General features: G+C 54.3%; 14 protein-coding genes. 7 read left to right on the forward strand and 7 right to left on the reverse strand.

What is annotated here, in order from left to right:
• Positions 1–61: 61 nt before the first annotated feature.
• The 7 genes from yhdP to csrD form a co-directional block, all read right to left on the reverse strand.
• Positions 62–3,862 carry an AsmA2 domain-containing protein YhdP gene (gene yhdP / locus ACLJQJ_RS13605; protein ID WP_063808950.1) on the reverse strand — a complete coding sequence of 1,267 codons (3,801 nt, stop codon included), beginning with the start codon at positions 3,860–3,862 and terminating at the stop codon, positions 62–64.
• Positions 3,863–3,968: 106 nt separating this feature from the next.
• Entirely contained in the window at positions 3,969–5,438 is a 1,470-nt protein-coding gene (rng, locus tag ACLJQJ_RS13610) for a ribonuclease G (RefSeq protein ID WP_000123188.1), read from the reverse strand.
• Positions 5,428–6,021: a Maf family protein gene (locus ACLJQJ_RS13615; protein ID WP_000210303.1), complete on the reverse strand. Its 594-nt coding sequence runs from the start codon at positions 6,019–6,021 to the stop codon at positions 5,428–5,430. Before ACLJQJ_RS13615 ends, rng begins: the two co-directional genes overlap by 11 nt.
• Positions 6,022–6,029: 8 nt before the next feature.
• On the reverse strand, positions 6,030–6,518 hold the full coding sequence (mreD, locus tag ACLJQJ_RS13620; RefSeq protein WP_000179403.1) for a rod shape-determining protein MreD: 489 nt from the start codon (positions 6,516–6,518) through the stop codon (positions 6,030–6,032).
• A 2-nt stretch (positions 6,519–6,520) separates the two neighbouring features.
• On the reverse strand, positions 6,521–7,573 hold the full coding sequence (mreC, locus tag ACLJQJ_RS13625; protein ID WP_000802538.1) for a rod shape-determining protein MreC: 1,053 nt from the start codon (positions 7,571–7,573) through the stop codon (positions 6,521–6,523).
• Positions 7,574–7,637: 64 nt separating this feature from the next.
• Positions 7,638–8,681: a rod shape-determining protein MreB gene (mreB, locus tag ACLJQJ_RS13630; protein WP_000913396.1), complete on the reverse strand. Its 1,044-nt coding sequence runs from the start codon at positions 8,679–8,681 to the stop codon at positions 7,638–7,640.
• 307 nt (positions 8,682–8,988) lie between these two features.
• A complete protein-coding gene (gene csrD, locus ACLJQJ_RS13635; protein WP_001241381.1) occupies positions 8,989–10,929 on the reverse strand; it encodes an RNase E specificity factor CsrD in 1,941 nt (646 codons plus the stop codon).
• A gap of 203 nt (positions 10,930–11,132) precedes the next feature.
• Here csrD and ACLJQJ_RS13640 point away from each other — a divergent pair, with 203 nt between their 5' ends.
• The 7 genes from ACLJQJ_RS13640 (at position 11,133) to panF (ending at position 17,839) form a co-directional block, all read left to right on the forward strand.
• A complete protein-coding gene (locus ACLJQJ_RS13640) occupies positions 11,133–12,107 on the forward strand; it encodes an MDR family oxidoreductase (protein WP_001148246.1) in 975 nt (324 codons plus the stop codon).
• Positions 12,108–12,219: 112 nt separating this feature from the next.
• Positions 12,220–13,224, forward strand: a complete 1,005-nt coding sequence (msrP, locus tag ACLJQJ_RS13645) for a protein-methionine-sulfoxide reductase catalytic subunit MsrP (RefSeq protein ID WP_000723876.1) — start codon at positions 12,220–12,222, stop codon at positions 13,222–13,224.
• The gene (gene msrQ, locus ACLJQJ_RS13650; RefSeq protein WP_001240053.1) at positions 13,225–13,824 is read left to right on the forward strand and encodes a protein-methionine-sulfoxide reductase heme-binding subunit MsrQ; all 600 of its coding nucleotides are present in this window, start codon (positions 13,225–13,227) and stop codon (positions 13,822–13,824) included. It abuts the gene before it with no gap.
• A gap of 392 nt (positions 13,825–14,216) precedes the next feature.
• Positions 14,217–14,687 (forward strand): acetyl-CoA carboxylase biotin carboxyl carrier protein, encoded by a 471-nt coding sequence (accB, locus tag ACLJQJ_RS13655; RefSeq protein ID WP_000354626.1) that lies wholly within the window; start codon positions 14,217–14,219, stop codon positions 14,685–14,687.
• Positions 14,688–14,697: 10 nt separating this feature from the next.
• Positions 14,698–16,047 (forward strand): acetyl-CoA carboxylase biotin carboxylase subunit, encoded by a 1,350-nt coding sequence (accC, locus tag ACLJQJ_RS13660; RefSeq protein WP_000884627.1) that lies wholly within the window; start codon positions 14,698–14,700, stop codon positions 16,045–16,047.
• A gap of 108 nt (positions 16,048–16,155) precedes the next feature.
• Complete coding sequence (locus ACLJQJ_RS13665; protein WP_000340016.1) at positions 16,156–16,398, forward strand: YhdT family protein; 243 nt, start codon at positions 16,156–16,158, stop codon at positions 16,396–16,398.
• Complete coding sequence (gene panF, locus ACLJQJ_RS13670) at positions 16,388–17,839, forward strand: sodium/pantothenate symporter (protein ID WP_001175682.1); 1,452 nt, start codon at positions 16,388–16,390, stop codon at positions 17,837–17,839. The genes ACLJQJ_RS13665 and panF overlap by 11 nt, the downstream gene beginning before the upstream one ends.
• Positions 17,840–17,850: the final 11 nt, after the last annotated feature.

A 17,850-nucleotide genomic window follows, 5' to 3' on the forward strand; every position in this document is an offset into this window, starting at 1 on the left:
ACGCAGCGCCGTCCGGCATGACTATTTACTGAGAGTGGGGCAATTCCTCGCCCCCGTCAAATCATTGCTGGCTTTCTTTTATCGGTTGGCGCAGAACTTCGTTGATCTGCGGCGCATCGACCGGACCGGTAATGCGATATCGCAAAATGGAGACCTTGCTCCATAGCGGCCCCAACACTTTACTGGCGGCAAATACCGCCGCGCCGACAATCGGGTTAACGGCAAACGCGGCGGCAACGCCCACTGTGGCGGAAATTTCCGGCGCGACAACGGCCTCCATATCAAGACGACGACGCACCAGATCAACAGAACCTTTCATTGCAATATCCGCTTCCAGCCCATCCACCAGCGTATCGTCAGTATGCAGGACGCCATCTTTAATCCACGCGGTACTATGAATAGAGTCGAAATAGAAGCCCTCGCTAAAGGTATCTCTGAAGTCAAACCGAAGCTTACGCAGCAACGCATCAAAACTGAGCAGCCGCAGTAGCTGTCCGGCATGGCCGCTACTGAGATCAGTAAACTCGCCTTTGCCCAGACGCGTACGTAAAATCCCGTTGAGCGTGGCTTCATCAGGTTGCCAGGGCGGGTTTCGCCAGTGCAGATCGTAATCTACGTTAAAAGACGCGTTCTGGATTGGCGTCGAGATGCCGAAGAACCCGGCAGCCGTGTCGAGGTTACTACCATGCAGACTACCTTTCAGCGAGGTTCGTTCATTACCCGGCGCATTCACCCACTCGCCGTTCGCTTTCAAACGGGCGAATCCGGTATCGATCAGGCCATTCGCCAGAGTCAGCGTATTGCCTTTGATGGCGAAATCGCCATCAATACGCCCATATTTTTGCCCCCACAGCCAGCACTCTTCGCAGCGAAGCTGTAAGTCCGGCCAGCCGCGGAAGCTAATCGTGTTCGCCGAAGCCAACGGCGATGTCGGCGTTGGTGACGAGGCGTGCGTTTTTGCGACGCCAGGGTTGTAGTACAGGTACTTAATGTTCGCCAGCCACGGCGCATGGTTGCGCATGAGCAGCGTGGCGTTCACCTCACGGCCCTGCGCTTCAATTTTTGTTCCGTTCAGCGAGGGGGCTGAAACGACGCTCAAATTGTTCCACTGCTGGCCGCCCAGCGATAGCGCGGGAGTACGCAACGTGACGCGTTGAGGAAACTCGGCCGAACTGCTCACGTTATCCACCGCGCCTTTCTGGAATAACGCCAGCCACTGCGCGCCATCCAGCGCCGGCAGATTGAGCTCAACGCCTTGTTGAGCAGGTAATGGCGGAATCGTCCGGCTGTCCGTCGTCCAGATAGCCCGATCCAACGTCAGCTTCTGATTTAATAACCAGCGGCTGTTAAAGTGATTTTTACTCCCTGCGCTCCCCGTTAGCGCAAAACTTTTCAGGTTGCCGTCAGCCTGAATGTTCACCGGAATGGCTTCGCCTGCGGGTTTATTTAGCGGAGAAGGTAAGTGACTACTCACATTTCTCAGATCGCCGTTCAGCTCGATGTGATAAGTGGTGTCAGCGTGATATGGAAGATCGATGCCGACTTTACCATTCCACGTCACGCTGCCGCTCAGGGCGTCATTCAGTTGCGGCGGTAAGACGCCCATACGCGTTGGCTGCCAGTTACCGTTCAGGTTGACGGCGACCTGATAGGCTTTTGCCCCTTCCGTCGTACTGAAATCCAGGTTTAGCGGCTGATTAAACCAGTTTGCCGTCAGCGGCCCGCTTTTTAGCGCGCCATTCACAAAGCTGAATTTACCGTTCAGATTTTTGAGCGTGCTGTTTAGCGGCTTAATAAACAGACTGTTATTACGCAACGAGACATCACCCTCGGCGGTAACCTGTTCTCCGTCCAGCGGAATATCAAGATGTAAGCGAGCATTCACATCGCCATCTAACTGGAGCTCCGCCAGCGTCGAGCCAAGCGAGTCTTTTAGCGGCGTCTCGTCAAAATAAGGCCCAACGGCTTTTCCCGGCCCGTTAATATCGGCATCAATGAGCAGTTTCTCTTTGGAATAATCCGGAATCGCCGCCGCGAGTTTGCTGGCCTTCACCCCGCCCAAATCGACGCTATCCGAACGCATCCACAGGCCGTCGTTCAGGAAATCCAGTTCAATGTTGAGATTTTTTAGCGCCGGCCAGTCGGGTTGAAAAGCAAACGTCGCATTGCGTAGCGGCACCAGCACTTCAAACTGACCTTCGTTATGCTTATAGGGAAAGAGGTGCGGGTTACCACCGTAAACCAACGTGGCGTTATCCGCCTCGCCGCCCTGAATCGCGCCGCTAAGGTAATCGACCAGCGCTTTGCCCATCAGGTTTTCCGGAAAATAGCGCCACGCCTGAGATCCATCGTCGGTACTGATGCCGGCCAGAATACCCAGCCACGGTTCGTCGCCCGTCGGTTGCAGATAGCGGAATCCGCCGCGCGCATGTACCGCCTTTGCTTTGACGTCAATGTCGCGGCCATCAAGCTGAAAGCCGTTCTCATTCTTCAACCAGCTAAGCGTCGCGACGCCGTTTTCAATTTCCAGCGGCGCGCGAAAAACGGTTTCATAGGGCATTTTAGCCTGCTGCATCGCAACCTTCATCTGCCCGTCTTCTACGCTTCCCGCCAGCGTACCGGAAAAATGTTCCGCGCCGGGCAACAGCTTCCACTGTTTCCAGGCAAGATTTTCCCACGATGCCTGAAAACGCGTTTTTTCGGTGGCCTGTAGCGGAATATCCAGCGCCAGTGTGGCGATCTTTCCGCTCGGCTGCGTAGCCTGCCATATTTCGCCCAGCACAGGCGACAGTTTAGCCGCCAGCGGACGTAATGCTTCCAGCCCCGCCAGTTCAAGATTACTGGCGCGAATGCGTAGCTCATCGCTACGTGTGTGATTCTCACCGCCGACGTCCTGCTGCGGGAGCCAGGCCACGGTTAAGGCTCCGCTCGGCCAGGGTTTACCATCAAGCGTAATCCGTGTGTCCGGAATATAAAACTGCCAGCCCGGCTGCTCGCGGCTAATCTGCGCCGTCAGGTTATCGACAGACAGCGTGTGCGTCGTGTTATCGCCCAGCCAGCTTGCGCCGCCCTGTTTCAGCCAGACGTCTCCTCCGGCGATTTCACCTTTACTGAGCGTCATCCAGCCTTCCAGACTGAAACGCGCCGTCTGGAGCGCCACATTATCCTGCATCCATTTGCCCAGCCACGGCTTGACGTCAATATCGTCGGCCTGTAACCAGACTCTGCCGTTATTCAGCAAACCGTCGTCATCGCGTAAATCCATCCGCACCTGCATCACGCCGTGCTGCCCGGTCAGGCTGGAGAGGCTGACCTCGCCTTCGGCGCGGTGCCGCTCTTTGCCGTTTAGCCAGGTAAGCTGTGGGATCGCCAGCTCCGCGCGTTGTCCGGAAAGCGTCAGAAAACTGATTTGGCTATCGCGCAGATCGAAATGATCGAACTGCCGCAGGAAAAGATCGCTTAAACGGCTGGTTTCGATGCCTTCGCCGTCGCTGCTTTGAAGAGGCGTGTTGGTGCGGAAATTGAGTTGCCAGAAGGTCAGGTCGCGAAACTGCCAGCGCATATGCAACAGGCTTTGCCAGACGTCCAGCGCCAGCGTAACGCGTTTTATCGACAGTTCGCCGCCATCTTTCAGGGCGGCATGAATATTATGCGCTTCCAGCGTAGGGCCAAAATTTTGCCAGCTTGCGGAGAGTTGGCTGGCGGCCACCGGCACGCCGGTCACAGACTCAATTTTATTCAGGATAGCTGGACGCCAGGCGTCAAGATGAGGCAACGCCAGGCGCAGCCCGCTAACCAGCAGCGCTGCAATGACGATGAGCGCGGCTCCAGTGAGCAATAAAATCCCCGGCAATCGCCTCACGCGTCTCTCCTTGTCTGCCAAAAAATACGACTCACAACCTTGCTTTGCCGGACGGCGGCGTGAACGCCTTATCCGGCCTGCAAATGCTCGTACGGGTCGCGGTCTTTTACATCATTACGACGTCAAACTGCTCCTGGTTATAAAGCGGTTCGACCTGAACTTTAACCTGTTTGCCGACAAAGATTTCGACTTCCGCCAGCGCGTGTGATTCTTCGCCTTTCAGCGCTTCCGCCACCGCAGGAGAAGCATAAACCAGGAAGCGATCGGAGTCATAAGCGTGATGAACACGTACAATTTCACGCATGATCTCATAGCAGACGGTTTCCACCGTTTTTACCGTCCCGCGGCCATGACAGGTTGGACATTCGTTACAAAGCACATGTTCCACGCTTTCACGAGTCCGTTTACGGGTCATTTCCACCAGTCCCAGCGGCGAAAAACCGTTAATACTGGTTTTCACGCGATCCTTACTTAACGCCTGTTCCAGCGAATGCAGCACCCGGCGGCGATGATCTTCATTATTCATGTCGATAAAATCGATAATGATAATGCCGCCCAGATTACGCAGGCGTAGCTGGCGGGCAATGGCCTGCGTCGCTTCAATATTGGTATTAAAAATGGTGTCGTCGAGATTACGGTGTCCGACAAACGCGCCGGTATTGATATCTACCGTCGTCATCGCTTCGGTTTGGTCGATAATCAGATAACCGCCGGACTTGAGTTCAACCTTACGCTCCAGCGCGCGCTGGATCTCATTTTCCACGTCATAAAGATCGAAGATCGGCTGATGGCCACTGTAATGCTCCAGCTTACTGGTCATTTCCGGGATGTATTCTGCGGTAAACTCCAGCAGCGACTCATAGGTCAGACGTGAGTCGACGCGAATTCGGTCCAACTGCGCATCGGCGAAATCGCGCAGCACGCGCTGCGCCAGCGCCAGTTCGCCATACATCTGGTAGCGCGTTTGCGGACGCTTTTTGCGCTCCATGACTTTCGTCCAGACGCGCTTGAGATAGGCGGCGTCAGACGCGAGATCCTCTTCACACACGCCTTCCGCCGCGGTACGGATAATAAACCCGCCCTGTTCGTCGCAGTATTCCGCCACCACCTTTTTCAGGCGCTCGCGTTCACTTTCGCTTTCGATACGCTGGGAAACGCCAACGTGTGACGCGCCGGGCATAAAAACAAGGTAACGGGAGGGCAACGTGATGTCCGTGGTCAAACGCGCGCCTTTCGTGCCGAGCGGATCTTTCACTACCTGCACCATCAGATCCTGTCCCTGACGCACCAGTTCGGAGATATCGCGCACGGTAAACTGTTTTTGCTCGTCGCCCGCCACGCATTCGGTATGCGGCATAATGTCGGAAGCGTGAAGAAATGCGGCTTTATCCAGCCCAATATCTACAAAAGCCGCCTGCATACCTGGAAGTACACGACTTACACGACCTTTGTAGATATTGCCTACGATTCCGCGTCGCGCTTCGCGCTCAATATGGATTTCCTGAAGAATACCGCCATCAATGTACGCCACGCGCGTTTCCGATGGCGTTACGTTTACCAACAATTCAGCCGTCATGTTTATCCCTTTTATCACGCAGTGCGTTAAAATGACTCAACAACTCATACGTTTCAACCAGCGGTAAGCCGACCACGGCGTGATAGCTGCCATTTATCTTCCTGACAAAACAGCCACCCCGCCCCTGAATACCGTATGCACCTGCTTTATCTAAAGGCTCGCCGCTGGCGACATAGCCAGTAATATCCTGCGCAGAAAGCGTGCGGAAAGTCACCTCCGTTACCACCAGACAATCCAGCGTCTGCTGCGAGTCCGCAAGCGCAACAGCAGTCATCACCTGATGCGTATTTCCGGAAAGCAAGCGCAGCATTTCTGCGGCATGAGCGGCGTCGCACGGCTTTTCCAGCACCTCGCCGTTTAACACGACTATCGTATCCGCGCCCAACACCGGCAGATCACGGGGAACCAGCGCCACGCCAGCCTGCGCCTTTTCGCGCGCCAGCCGAACAACATACTGCTGCGCGCTTTCCTGAGCACGCCGTTGCTCTTCAATACCAGGCACGACCTGCTCGAATGAAAATCCAAGTTGAGTCAATAATTCCTGGCGACGCGGGGAACCGGAAGCAAGATACAGAGTTGTCATATCGACCTTTATTGCACAGCAAACTGCTGGCGTACTTTACGCATCAGCAAAAAGAGCCAGGGCCACAGCACGCCATTGACTACACTACTCCAGAACACTTCCGGTCTGAAAGAGACGTTGATCACTAAAAACTCGGCCCAGAAAACAATAATGTCCACGGCCAGTGAAAGCAACATTACCACCAGCGCCTGCTGCCAGAGCGCCAGGTTACGGAAGAGCTGGAATTTCAGAGCGACCAGATAGGCGACAATGCTCATCGACAGAGCGCGCACGCCAAGTGTGGAACCGCTGATGAGATCAAGTATGGCACCCATCACAAATCCCGTCCCCACATTTACGCGGTGCGGCAGGGCCAGAATCCAGTACAGTAAGATGAGCAAAACCCAGTTTGGCCGGAAAACAATGATGTCGTCCGGCCAGGGCATGATTTGCAGCAACAGCGCAATAAGAAACGAGAGCCAGATAACCCAGCGCCCCTGGCTACGATAGCTCGCCACCATTACCCTCCCGGCGCACGCGCAGGCGGCGTGGTCGCGCCCGAAGGCGATGGTTGCGTTGATACCGGCGCCGTCTGGCCCGCAGATGGCTGAGTAATCCCCGTCGCCGGGTCCGGCACTGGCGCCGGCGGCCCCATCGCATCCGGAGAAGGCAACACCTGCGGCATCATCTGCATCAGGCGCTCATTGGCGACGCGGTGAACCTCTTCCGGCGTCATCGGATTGGCGCCGTTACGATCGGCTCCCCACAACAGCAGCAGATAGCGTAAACGCTGCAAACCTGCGGTTGGACGTGCCTGAATGACGGTATAGGCGCGCTGAGTGTCCAGCTTGACGGAGGAGACCACCGCCACCGGATACCCTTCCGGGAAACGCCCACCAAGTCCGGACGTTACCAGCACATCGCCAACGCGAATATCGGTATTGGCGGGCAGATGTTCAAGCTGAAGATCGTCAGTACAGCCGTTACCGGCGGCAATCACGCGGATGTCATTGCGCAGTACCTGAATCGGCAGCGCATGAGTCGCATCGCAAATCAGCAGTACGCGGCTGGTCAGTTTCGCCACGGCGACAACCTGCCCTACGACGCCTTTGTCGCTAATGACCGGTTGACCTTCATATACGCCATTAACGCTGCCTTTATCGATAACGACCTGATCGCTGTAAGGATCGTTAACCGTTGAAATAACCTGCGTCACCATTTTCTGCTCGTCCTGACGCAGCGGCGACCCCAGCAGCTCGCGCAACCGCGCGTTCTCCTGTTTGTACTGCCCCAGCATCAGCAGGTCGCTGTTTTTTAGCAGTAATTCCTGGCGCAGCGCCCGATTTTCCAGCTCAAGCTGGTCGCGAGAAGCCAGCGTTTGCGACACGCTGTCGAGCAGTTCACGAGGGCCGTTTGAAATAAAATAGAAAGGACTGACGGCAGTGTCCATGTACGTTCGGATTTGACTGAACGTCCCCAGGCGGCTGTCGGCAATGATAACGCCGAGCGCCACCAGCACCGCCAGAATAAGGCGAATCTGTAGCGACGGGCCACGGCTAAAAATTGGCTTCATAGGCTATGCGTATTCTCGCGTCGGAGAGGCAGGACAATCCAGGGATAATCCTGCCCGTATCCAACTACTCTTCGCTGAACAGGTCGCCGCCGTGCATATCGATCATTTCCAGCGCCTTGCCGCCGCCGCGCGCCACACAGGTCAGCGGATCTTCAGCAACCACGACAGGAATGCCCGTTTCTTCCATTAACAGACGGTCAAGGTTACGCAGCAGCGCGCCGCCGCCGGTGAGCACCATACCGCGCTCGGAGATGTCTGACGCCAGCTCCGGCGGACACTGTTCCAGCGCCACCATTACCGCGCTGACGATACCGGTCAACGGTTCCTGCAACGCTTCCAGAATCTCGTTTGAGTTCAGAGTAAAGCCGCGTGGAACGCCTTCCGCCAGGTTACGGCCACGCACTTCAATCTCGCGGACTTCGTCGCCCGGATAAGCGGAACCGATTTCGTGTTTAATACGTTCTGCGGTGGCTTCACCAATCAGAGAACCGTAGTTACGACGAACGTAATTAATGATGGCTTCGTCGAAGCGGTCACCACCAATACGGACAGAAGAAGAGTAAACCACGCCGTTCAGGGAGATCACGGCAACTTCAGTGGTACCACCACCGATATCCACAACCATTGAACCGGTTGCTTCAGAAACTGGCAGACCTGCGCCGATCGCGGCCGCCATCGGCTCTTCGATCAAAAAGACTTCACGGGCGCCTGCGCCCTGAGCGGATTCACGAATTGCGCGGCGTTCTACCTGCGTCGCGCCGACCGGCACGCATACCAGTACGCGCGGGCTTGGGCGCATAAAGCTGTTGCTGTGCACTTGTTTAATAAAGTGCTGGAGCATTTTTTCGGTCACAAAGAAGTCAGCGATAACGCCGTCTTTCATCGGACGGATCGCAGCGATATTGCCCGGCGTACGGCCCAGCATCTGCTTCGCATCATGACCGACTGCAGCCACGCTTTTCGGCGAACCGGCACGATCCTGACGAATGGCCACAACGGAAGGCTCATTCAATACGATGCCTTGTCCTTTTACATAAATGAGGGTATTCGCGGTACCCAGGTCAATGGACAGGTCATTGGAAAACATGCCACGAAATTTTTTCAACATACTAAGGGATAATCCTGAAAGCTGGGGCGGAAAACAAAATCCGCTTACTTTACCAACCACACGCAGCAGCGACAAGGCGCAAAAATCATCTGCTACGGTGAAAATTAGTGCAGTTCGTTTCCTTTGTTACAAATCTCGGCCTGAGTCCCTCAGGGCTGAAAAAATCAGCAGCAATCCTCGCCTTCGTTTGCAACCTGTCAAAGGTCATTCACCTGCATATTTGCTGCAACAATCTGGCGAGCAGACAAGCACACCCCCATGAGGCGCAGCGCGCGTTATTCTACGTGAAAACAAATTAAACGGCAGGTTAAACCGAGTATCTTTGCGAATATTTTTTCACGTTTGTGTCAAGTAGTTGGGAGGAGGCAAAAAAATCACCCTGCCCGCCAGCCACGCCGCGTTTTGTCAGCGTCTGCCACTCGCCGCGCGAACGGACGCCCGTCGCGTAAACCTGCGTAGGCGTGCCCGCGCAGGCCTCTACCAGACTTTGAACCAGAAGCTGGTTTTCCGTTCGCTTCTCAATGTTTCTGACCAGACTCGGATGCAGCTTGAGTAATTCCACATTGAGCGCTTTAATCCAGCTCGTGCTAACCAGCGTCAAACCCGCCTGTGTCACCGCCACCCGAACGCCAAGCGCATTGACTAAGCGAAGGATGGGTTGTAACCGGCTGATGTGTTGACAAACATCTGCCTCCGCAAGTTCAATAATTATGCGATTTCGCTGTGATTTTTCACACTGCATTAACGTATCGCGCAACCAGCGCTGAAAACGCGGACGAATCAGCGACTCAACCGTCAACTGCATTGCCAGATTTTCATCCGGCCAGTAGCCCAGCAACGTAATCAGGCGGCTAATTTGTAATCTGTCATACTCTTCCGATAAACCAAATTGCAACACCATCGGCATATACTCCGCCGAGCTCACCTCTTCTTTACCGTCATAGATGCGACACATCAATTCCCGATGATGCACACGACCTTCTCGCGTGACCGCCGGTTTTTGATAAAGTCGCGGTCCGCCCCGGTTCAGCATCTGCTCAATCAATGTGCGCCAGCGCACATTGCCGCGCCCTTTTTCCGGCAGAGTGTCGTCGTAGATAGCCCAGCTATTTCCCCCCTGCAGGGCGGCATTCCGCGCCGCGGCTTCAGCATGTTCCATCACCTGCTCGGTGGACTGTCCGCTGCGCCAGGCGCAAATGCCGATATGTACCATATCGTCACGATCGAGCATTTTGTTAGCCGGTAGCGCATCGACAGCTTTTAAAAGTTGTCCGGCAATACTTTCCGCTTCTTTCAGCGTTCGATGTGGTAGCAGCACGGCAAAGTCGCTGCGGTGATAACGCGCCAGCAGCGAGCCTGGGTAACGCATAATAAATGTCGATAGCAGATTGATAAGCATAAACATCTGCTCTTCCGCCTGATTGCCTCCCAGGCTGTCGCGCAGAAGATTGAAGTCTGGCAAGCGGATCATCATCACCACGCCATGCACTCCCACTTTTTCCTGATCTTCCAGCAGCGTCGCCAGCTGGTTATCAAAGAACAGACGGTTACCGAGTCCGGTTTTGGTGTCCTGCGCGGCGTAGGAGCGAATGAGGGTGTCCAGGCGGCTACGCTGTTCGTGAGCAAACTGAATTTCGGAAAGCAATACATCAAGCGCGCTACTGGTGCGCGCTGGCCATTCGTAAACAGAACCGCGGACATTCGCCCCGCGTTCGCCGTTCAGAATACGCGTTGAGCGAATTTCCAGAAGCTCCTGCCCGGAAAGCTGCCGCTGCAGCCAGCGCACCGATAAAAACAAAATCAGAACGATAAAACCGATCGCCAGCGTCAGCGGCGCCGTGGTGATCAGTGAGTGAAAATAGTTACCCATCGGGTCCTGATAAACCAGACGTAGCGACATCCCTGGATGTTTTATCAGCGGTACGACCAGCTCGCGATACATGTCGCTGGTGCCGGCTGGCCGATAACCTCTGGCGCGAGAATGGCTGTAGACGCTGCGCTCCCCCTGCAACAGATCGACACGCACAATATCGGAAGCGATCATGAGTTCGTCGATTTGCGGCGTCAGCGAGACAATATCATGGGTCACCAGGTGCGTATCAATGGCTGTCGCTGTCGCCTGCACACGGCTGACATACTTATACTGTACGGCGTTATAAAAGCTTAGCGAGCAACCTATCAGAGTCACGAAGATCGTTAACCCCGTGAGCAGCGTGATAAAAGCTGAGAATTTCGTCGTTAATCGCATCCTTGAGTTAACTCCGACGGTTATAAACAGTATGAAAAAGCGAATCTGAAGGCGGAATTCGCCACGGCGCGCAATGAAGCAGGCATACTACCAAAATGGATCTATCTGGCAATTTATTGCGTTGCATCGGCATCACGTTTTAATTAGCGAGTATAGTCTTCGTAGCTATTTTTCCAATCTACCATGTAAAGTGAGGACAGGTTATGCAGGCGTTGATCTTAGAACAGCAGGACGGTAAAACCCTCGCATCCGTGCAACATCTCGAAGAGAGTCAACTGCCGGCAGGTGATGTGACGGTGGATGTCCACTGGTCCAGCCTGAATTATAAAGATGCTCTGGCTATCACCGGAAAAGGGAAAATTATCCGTCATTTTCCGATGATTCCTGGTATTGATTTCGCCGGCACCGTTCACGCAAGCGAAGATCCTCGCTTTCATGCAGGCCAGGAAGTACTACTGACTGGCTGGGGCGTGGGCGAAAACCACTGGGGCGGCCTGGCCGAACGCGCACGCGTTAAAGGCGACTGGCTGGTCGCGCTGCCTGCGGGACTGAGCAGCCGTAACGCCATGATCATCGGCACCGCCGGTTTTACCGCCATGCTGTGCGTCATGGCGCTTGAAGATGCAGGTATTCGCCCGCAAGACGGTGAGGTTGTCGTCACCGGCGCCAGCGGCGGCGTGGGCAGCACTGCCGTTGCATTACTGCATAAGCTGGGCTATCAGGTTGCAGCAGTATCAGGACGTGAAAGCACCCACGGCTATCTTAAGAGCCTGGGAGCTAACCGTATTCTCAGCCGCGATGAGTTTGCTGAATCTCGCCCGTTGGAAAAACAGCTGTGGGCCGGTGCAATTGATACCGTTGGCGATAAAGTGCTGGCGAAAGTGCTGGCACAGATGAACTATGGCGGTTGCGTGGCCGCCTGCGGCCTGGCGGGCGGCTTCGCGCTGCCGACCACCGTTATGCCATTCATTCTGCGTAATGTGCGTTTGCAAGGGGTGGACTCGGTGATGACCCCACCGGCACGTCGCGCAGAAGCCTGGGCGCGTTTGGTTAAGGATCTGCCGGAATCGTTCTATGCTCAGGCCGCCACAGAGATTACGCTGGCGGATGCGCCGAAGTTCGCCGATGCCATCATCAATAATCAGGTTCAGGGCCGTACGCTGGTGAAGATAAAATAACGTCACGTATAAAAAAATTTACACTTAATTAACTATTTATTTTTACACATTGACACACTCCCTGTCATATTCACTACACGCCATGTTGTGGTGGGTAGACCGGGAGTCTGTGATGAAAAAGATACGTCCATTAACAGAAGCCGATGTGACTGCGGAATCGGCTTTTTTTATGCAGCGCCGACAGGTGCTAAAAGCATTAGGCATCAGCGCGGCCGCCTTATCCTTACCCTCAACGGCGCAGGCCGATCTCTTCAGTTGGTTTAAAGGCAACGATCGTCCGAAAGCGCCTGCCGGTAAACCGCTTGAGTTTAGTCAGCCTGCCGCCTGGCGAAGCGATTTAGCGTTAACGCCGGAAGATAAGGTGACGGGCTACAACAATTTCTATGAGTTTGGCCTTGATAAAGCCGACCCGGCGGCCAATGCCGGAAGTCTGAAAACCGAACCGTGGACGTTGAAAATCAGCGGGGAAGTCGCGAAGCCATTTACGCTGGATTACGACGATTTAACACATCGTTTCCCATTAGAAGAGCGTATCTATCGAATGCGCTGCGTCGAAGCGTGGTCCATGGTCGTGCCGTGGATTGGTTTCCCTTTATATAAGCTACTCGCGCAGGCACAGCCCACCAGCCACGCTAAATATGTGGCATTCGAAACGCTATACGCGCCGGATGATATGCCAGGACAGAAAGATCGCTTTATTGGCGGCGGACTGAAATACCCTTATGTCGAAGGGCTACGTCTGGACGAAGCCATGCATCCGCTGACTCTGATGACCGTTGGCGTCTATGGTAAGGCGTTACCCCCGCAAAACGGCGCGCCTATTCGACTCATCGTTCCATGGAAGTATGGTTTTAAAGGTATTAAATCTATTGTCAGCATTAAACTCACCCGCGAACGTCCGCCAACCACCTGGAATTTGTCGGCTCCCAACGAATATGGTTTTTACGCCAATGTGAACCCGCATGTGGATCATCCACGCTGGTCTCAGGCTACCGAACGCTTTATTGGTTCAGGCGGTATCCTCGATGTACAAAGACAGCCGACGCTGCTGTTTAACGGCTATGCCAATGAAGTCGCTTCGCTGTATCGCGGTCTCAATTTGCGGGAGAATTTTTAAGTGCGTCTGACAGCAAAACAGATAACCTGGCTAAAAGTTTGTCTGCATCTTGCCGGTTTTTTGCCGCTTCTGTGGCTCTTTTGGGCGATAAATCACGGTGGACTCAGCGCAGACCCGGTAAAGGATATCCAACACTTTACCGGCAGAACCGCGCTCAAATTTTTGCTCGCCACCTTGCTGGTTTCACCGCTGGCGCGCTACGCTAAACAGCCATTATTGATACGCACACGCCGCCTGTTAGGATTATGGTGTTTCGTTTGGGCTACGCTGCATTTAACCAGCTATGCCTTACTGGAACTGGGGATACATAACCTGGCGTTGTTAGGAAGCGAGTTGATTTCACGCCCTTATTTGACGCTTGGGATCATTAGCTGGCTGGTGTTATTGGCGCTGACGTTGACCTCAACGCAATTTGCGCAGCGTAAATTGGGCAAACGCTGGCAAACACTGCATAACGTCGTCTATCTTGTCGCGATCCTGGCTCCCATACATTACCTGTGGTCGGTAAAGATTTTATCACCGCAACCGGTCATCTACGCGGCATTAGCGTTAGCCCTTTTAGCGTTGCGTTACCGGAAGTTTCGCCAGTGGTGGCGCTAGTTCGGTGAACTGTGCGGTCGATTGCAAAACGCAAAACAGGTAATGTCCTTTTTATGTTTCGGGTTGATTATCTTCCCTGATAAGACCAGTATTTAGCTGCCAATTGCGACGAAATAGTTATAATGTGCGACTTTACATTGCCCAACGGCGATTTTCGTTCGCAGAAAGGGTGACAATCGAGCAATGAAGGTATATTTTGTTTTTTGCCCGAAAATGGCAGAAGATAGCCACACAATGACTGGCAAATCATGAATTTCACCTTCGGGTGCTACGGCATAACAGGCAAATCAAAGATGCGCGGTATTTTACCCGCGGCAGTCATTCACATGCTTTACAGACGGCGCTAAAACGCCTGTCACAATCACACTAAACAAAGAGTACGGAACCCACTCATGGATATTCGTAAGATTAAAAAACTGATCGAGCTGGTTGAAGAATCAGGTATCTCCGAACTGGAAATTTCTGAAGGCGAAGAATCTGTTCGCATCAGCCGCACAACGGCAAACGCCGGTTTTCCGGTGATGCAGCAGGCTTATGCGGCGCCGATGATGCAGCAACCCGCTCTGTCTAACGCTGTCGCGCCAGCGGCTACTCCAGCAATGGAAGCGCCTGCCGCAGCGGAAATCAGTGGTCACATCGTACGCTCCCCAATGGTTGGTACTTTCTACCGCACCCCAAGCCCGGACGCGAAAGCGTTCATCGAAGTGGGCCAGAAAGTGAACGTGGGCGATACCCTGTGCATCGTTGAAGCCATGAAAATGATGAACCAGATCGAAGCTGACAAAGCAGGTACTGTGAAAGCGATTCTGGTCGAAAGTGGTCAACCGGTAGAATTTGACGAGCCACTGGTCGTCATCGAGTAACGAGGCGAACATGTTGGATAAAATTGTCATCGCCAACCGCGGCGAGATCGCACTACGTATTCTTCGAGCCTGTAAAGAACTCGGCATCAAGACCGTCGCTGTGCACTCAAGCGCGGATCGCGATTTAAAACACGTATTGCTGGCGGATGAGACGGTCTGTATTGGTCCGGCACCGTCCGTAAAAAGTTATCTGAACATCCCGGCTATCATTAGCGCCGCTGAAATCACCGGCGCGGTGGCAATCCACCCGGGTTACGGCTTCCTTTCTGAGAACGCCAATTTTGCCGAGCAGGTTGAACGCTCCGGCTTTATCTTTATCGGCCCGAAAGCAGACACCATCCGCCTGATGGGCGATAAAGTGTCCGCGATTACCGCGATGAAAAAAGCGGGCGTGCCGACCGTACCAGGATCTGACGGCCCGCTGGGCGACGATATGAATGCGAACCGCGCTCATGCCAAACGTATTGGCTATCCGGTGATCATCAAAGCGTCCGGCGGCGGCGGCGGCCGCGGTATGCGCGTGGTTCGTAGCGATGCTGAACTGGCGCAGTCCATCTCCATGACCAAAGCGGAAGCGAAAGCGGCTTTCAGCAACGACATGGTATACATGGAAAAATACCTGGAAAATCCACGCCACATCGAAATTCAGGTGCTGGCGGACGGCCAGGGCAACGCTATCTATCTGGCGGAACGCGACTGTTCCATGCAGCGTCGCCACCAGAAAGTGGTTGAAGAAGCCCCGGCGCCAGGCATTACGCCGGAACTGCGTCGCTATATCGGCGAACGCTGCGCGAAAGCGTGCGTAGACATCGGCTATCGCGGCGCAGGGACGTTCGAATTCCTGTTCGAAAACGGCGAGTTCTATTTCATCGAAATGAACACCCGTATTCAGGTTGAACACCCGGTGACTGAAATGATTACCGGCGTCGATTTGATCAAAGAGCAGTTGCGCATCGCGGCGGGTCAGCCGCTGTCGATCACACAGGACGAAGTTGTCGTTCGAGGCCATGCGGTAGAATGCCGTATCAATGCCGAAGATCCGAACACCTTCCTGCCAAGCCCAGGCAAAATCACGCGCTTCCATGCGCCTGGCGGCTTTGGCGTTCGCTGGGAATCTCATATCTACGCGGGCTACACGGTGCCGCCGTACTATGATTCCATGATCGGCAAACTCATCTGCTACGGTGAAAACCGCGACGTGGCGATTGCCCGTATGAAAAATGCCCTGCAGGAACTGATTATCGATGGTATCAAAACCAATATCGATCTGCAGACCCGCATCATGAATGACGAGCACTTCCAGCACGGTGGAACCAACATCCACTATCTGGAGAAAAAACTCGGTCTTCAGGAAAAGTAATCGCACGTTAATCTCAAAAGGCCGGTGAATCCGGCCTTTTTTATTTCTGGGGATAGCGATGCCCCATCATGTACAATTCCCGCTTTCTTCACCCATAAGGGACAAAAAATGGACGCTCGTTTTGTTCAGGCCCATAAAGAGGCGCGCTGGGCGCTGTGGCTGACCCTTTGCTATCTGGCGGCATGGTTAGTGGCTGCTTACTTACCTGGAGACTCTCCGGGAATTACCGGTCTGCCGCACTGGTTCGAGATGGCCTGCTTATTGACGCCGCTGGTCTTTATTTTGCTGTGCTGGGCGATGGTGAAATTCATTTATCGCGACATTCCGCTGGAGGATGACGATGCAGCTTGAGGTCATTCTACCGCTGGTAGCCTATCTGATCGTGGTCTTCGGGGTCTCGATTTACGCTATGCGCAAGCGTACCGCCGGCACTTTTTTAAACGAATATTTTCTTGGCAGCCGTTCGATGGGCGGGATCGTGCTCGCGATGACGCTTACCGCCACCTATATTAGCGCCAGTTCATTTATCGGCGGTCCCGGCGCGGCTTATAAATACGGTCTGGGCTGGGTCTTGCTGGCGATGATCCAGCTTCCCGCCGTCTGGCTTTCACTGGGTATTCTGGGTAAAAAATTCGCTATCCTGGCGCGTCGCTATAATGCCGTCACGCTTAACGATATGTTATTCGCTCGTTACCAAAGCCGCCTGCTGGTGTGGTTGGCAAGCCTGAGTTTATTGGTCGCGTTTATTGGCGCAATGACCGTACAATTTATCGGCGGCGCGCGACTGCTGGAGACCGCGGCGGGAATTCCCTACGAAACCGGCCTGCTAATATTTGGCGTCAGTATCGCACTCTATACGGCGTTTGGCGGCTTTCGCGCCAGCGTACTTAACGATACGCTACAGGGCCTGGTGATGCTGGTCGGCACGATAGTGCTGCTGGTGGGCGTGATCCATGCGGCGGGCGGTCTAAGTCAGGCCGTTGACACGCTGCACGCTCTCGACCCCAAACTGGTAACGCCGCAGGGCGCCGATGACATACTTTCTCCCGCCTTTATGACCTCTTTTTGGGTACTGGTCTGTTTTGGTGTGATTGGCCTGCCGCATACGGCGGTGCGCTGCATCTCCTATAAAGACAGTAAAGCGGTACACCGGGGCATTATTATCGGTACGATTGTCGTGGCGATTTTAATGTTCGGGATGCACCTTGCCGGCGCGCTGGGTCGCGCGGTGCTTCCGGATCTGACGGTGCCGGATCTAGTGATCCCAACGCTAATGGTGAAAGTTTTGCCGCCGTTTGCCGCCGGGATCTTCCTCGCTGCGCCAATGGCGGCGATCATGTCAACAATTAATGCCCAACTGCTGCAAAGTTCCGCGACGATCATTAAAGATCTCTATCTCAACCTGCGCCCCGATCAGATGCAAAATGAGATCCGGCTGAAGCGTATGTCGGCAGCGATTACATTACTGCTAGGCGCGCTGTTGCTGCTGGCAGCATGGAAACCGCCAGAGATGATCATTTGGCTCAACCTGCTGGCGTTTGGCGGCCTGGAAGCGGTGTTCTTATGGCCGCTGGTACTGGGCCTTTACTGGGAGCGGGCAAACGCGGCAGGCGCATTAAGCGCCATGATCGTGGGCGGCGTGCTATATGCCCTGCTTGCCACATTTAATATTCAGTACCTGGGCTTTCATCCGATTGTGCCCGCGTTACTGTTAAGTTTATTGGCTTTTCTGATCGGAAACCGATTCGGCTCTTCCGCTTCGCAAGCCACCGTATTGTCTACTGATAAATAAAGAGTTTTGCC

Source organism: Salmonella sp. SAL04202 (genome assembly GCF_046550775.1).
Taxonomy (GTDB): Bacteria; Pseudomonadota; Gammaproteobacteria; order Enterobacterales; family Enterobacteriaceae; genus Salmonella; species Salmonella enterica.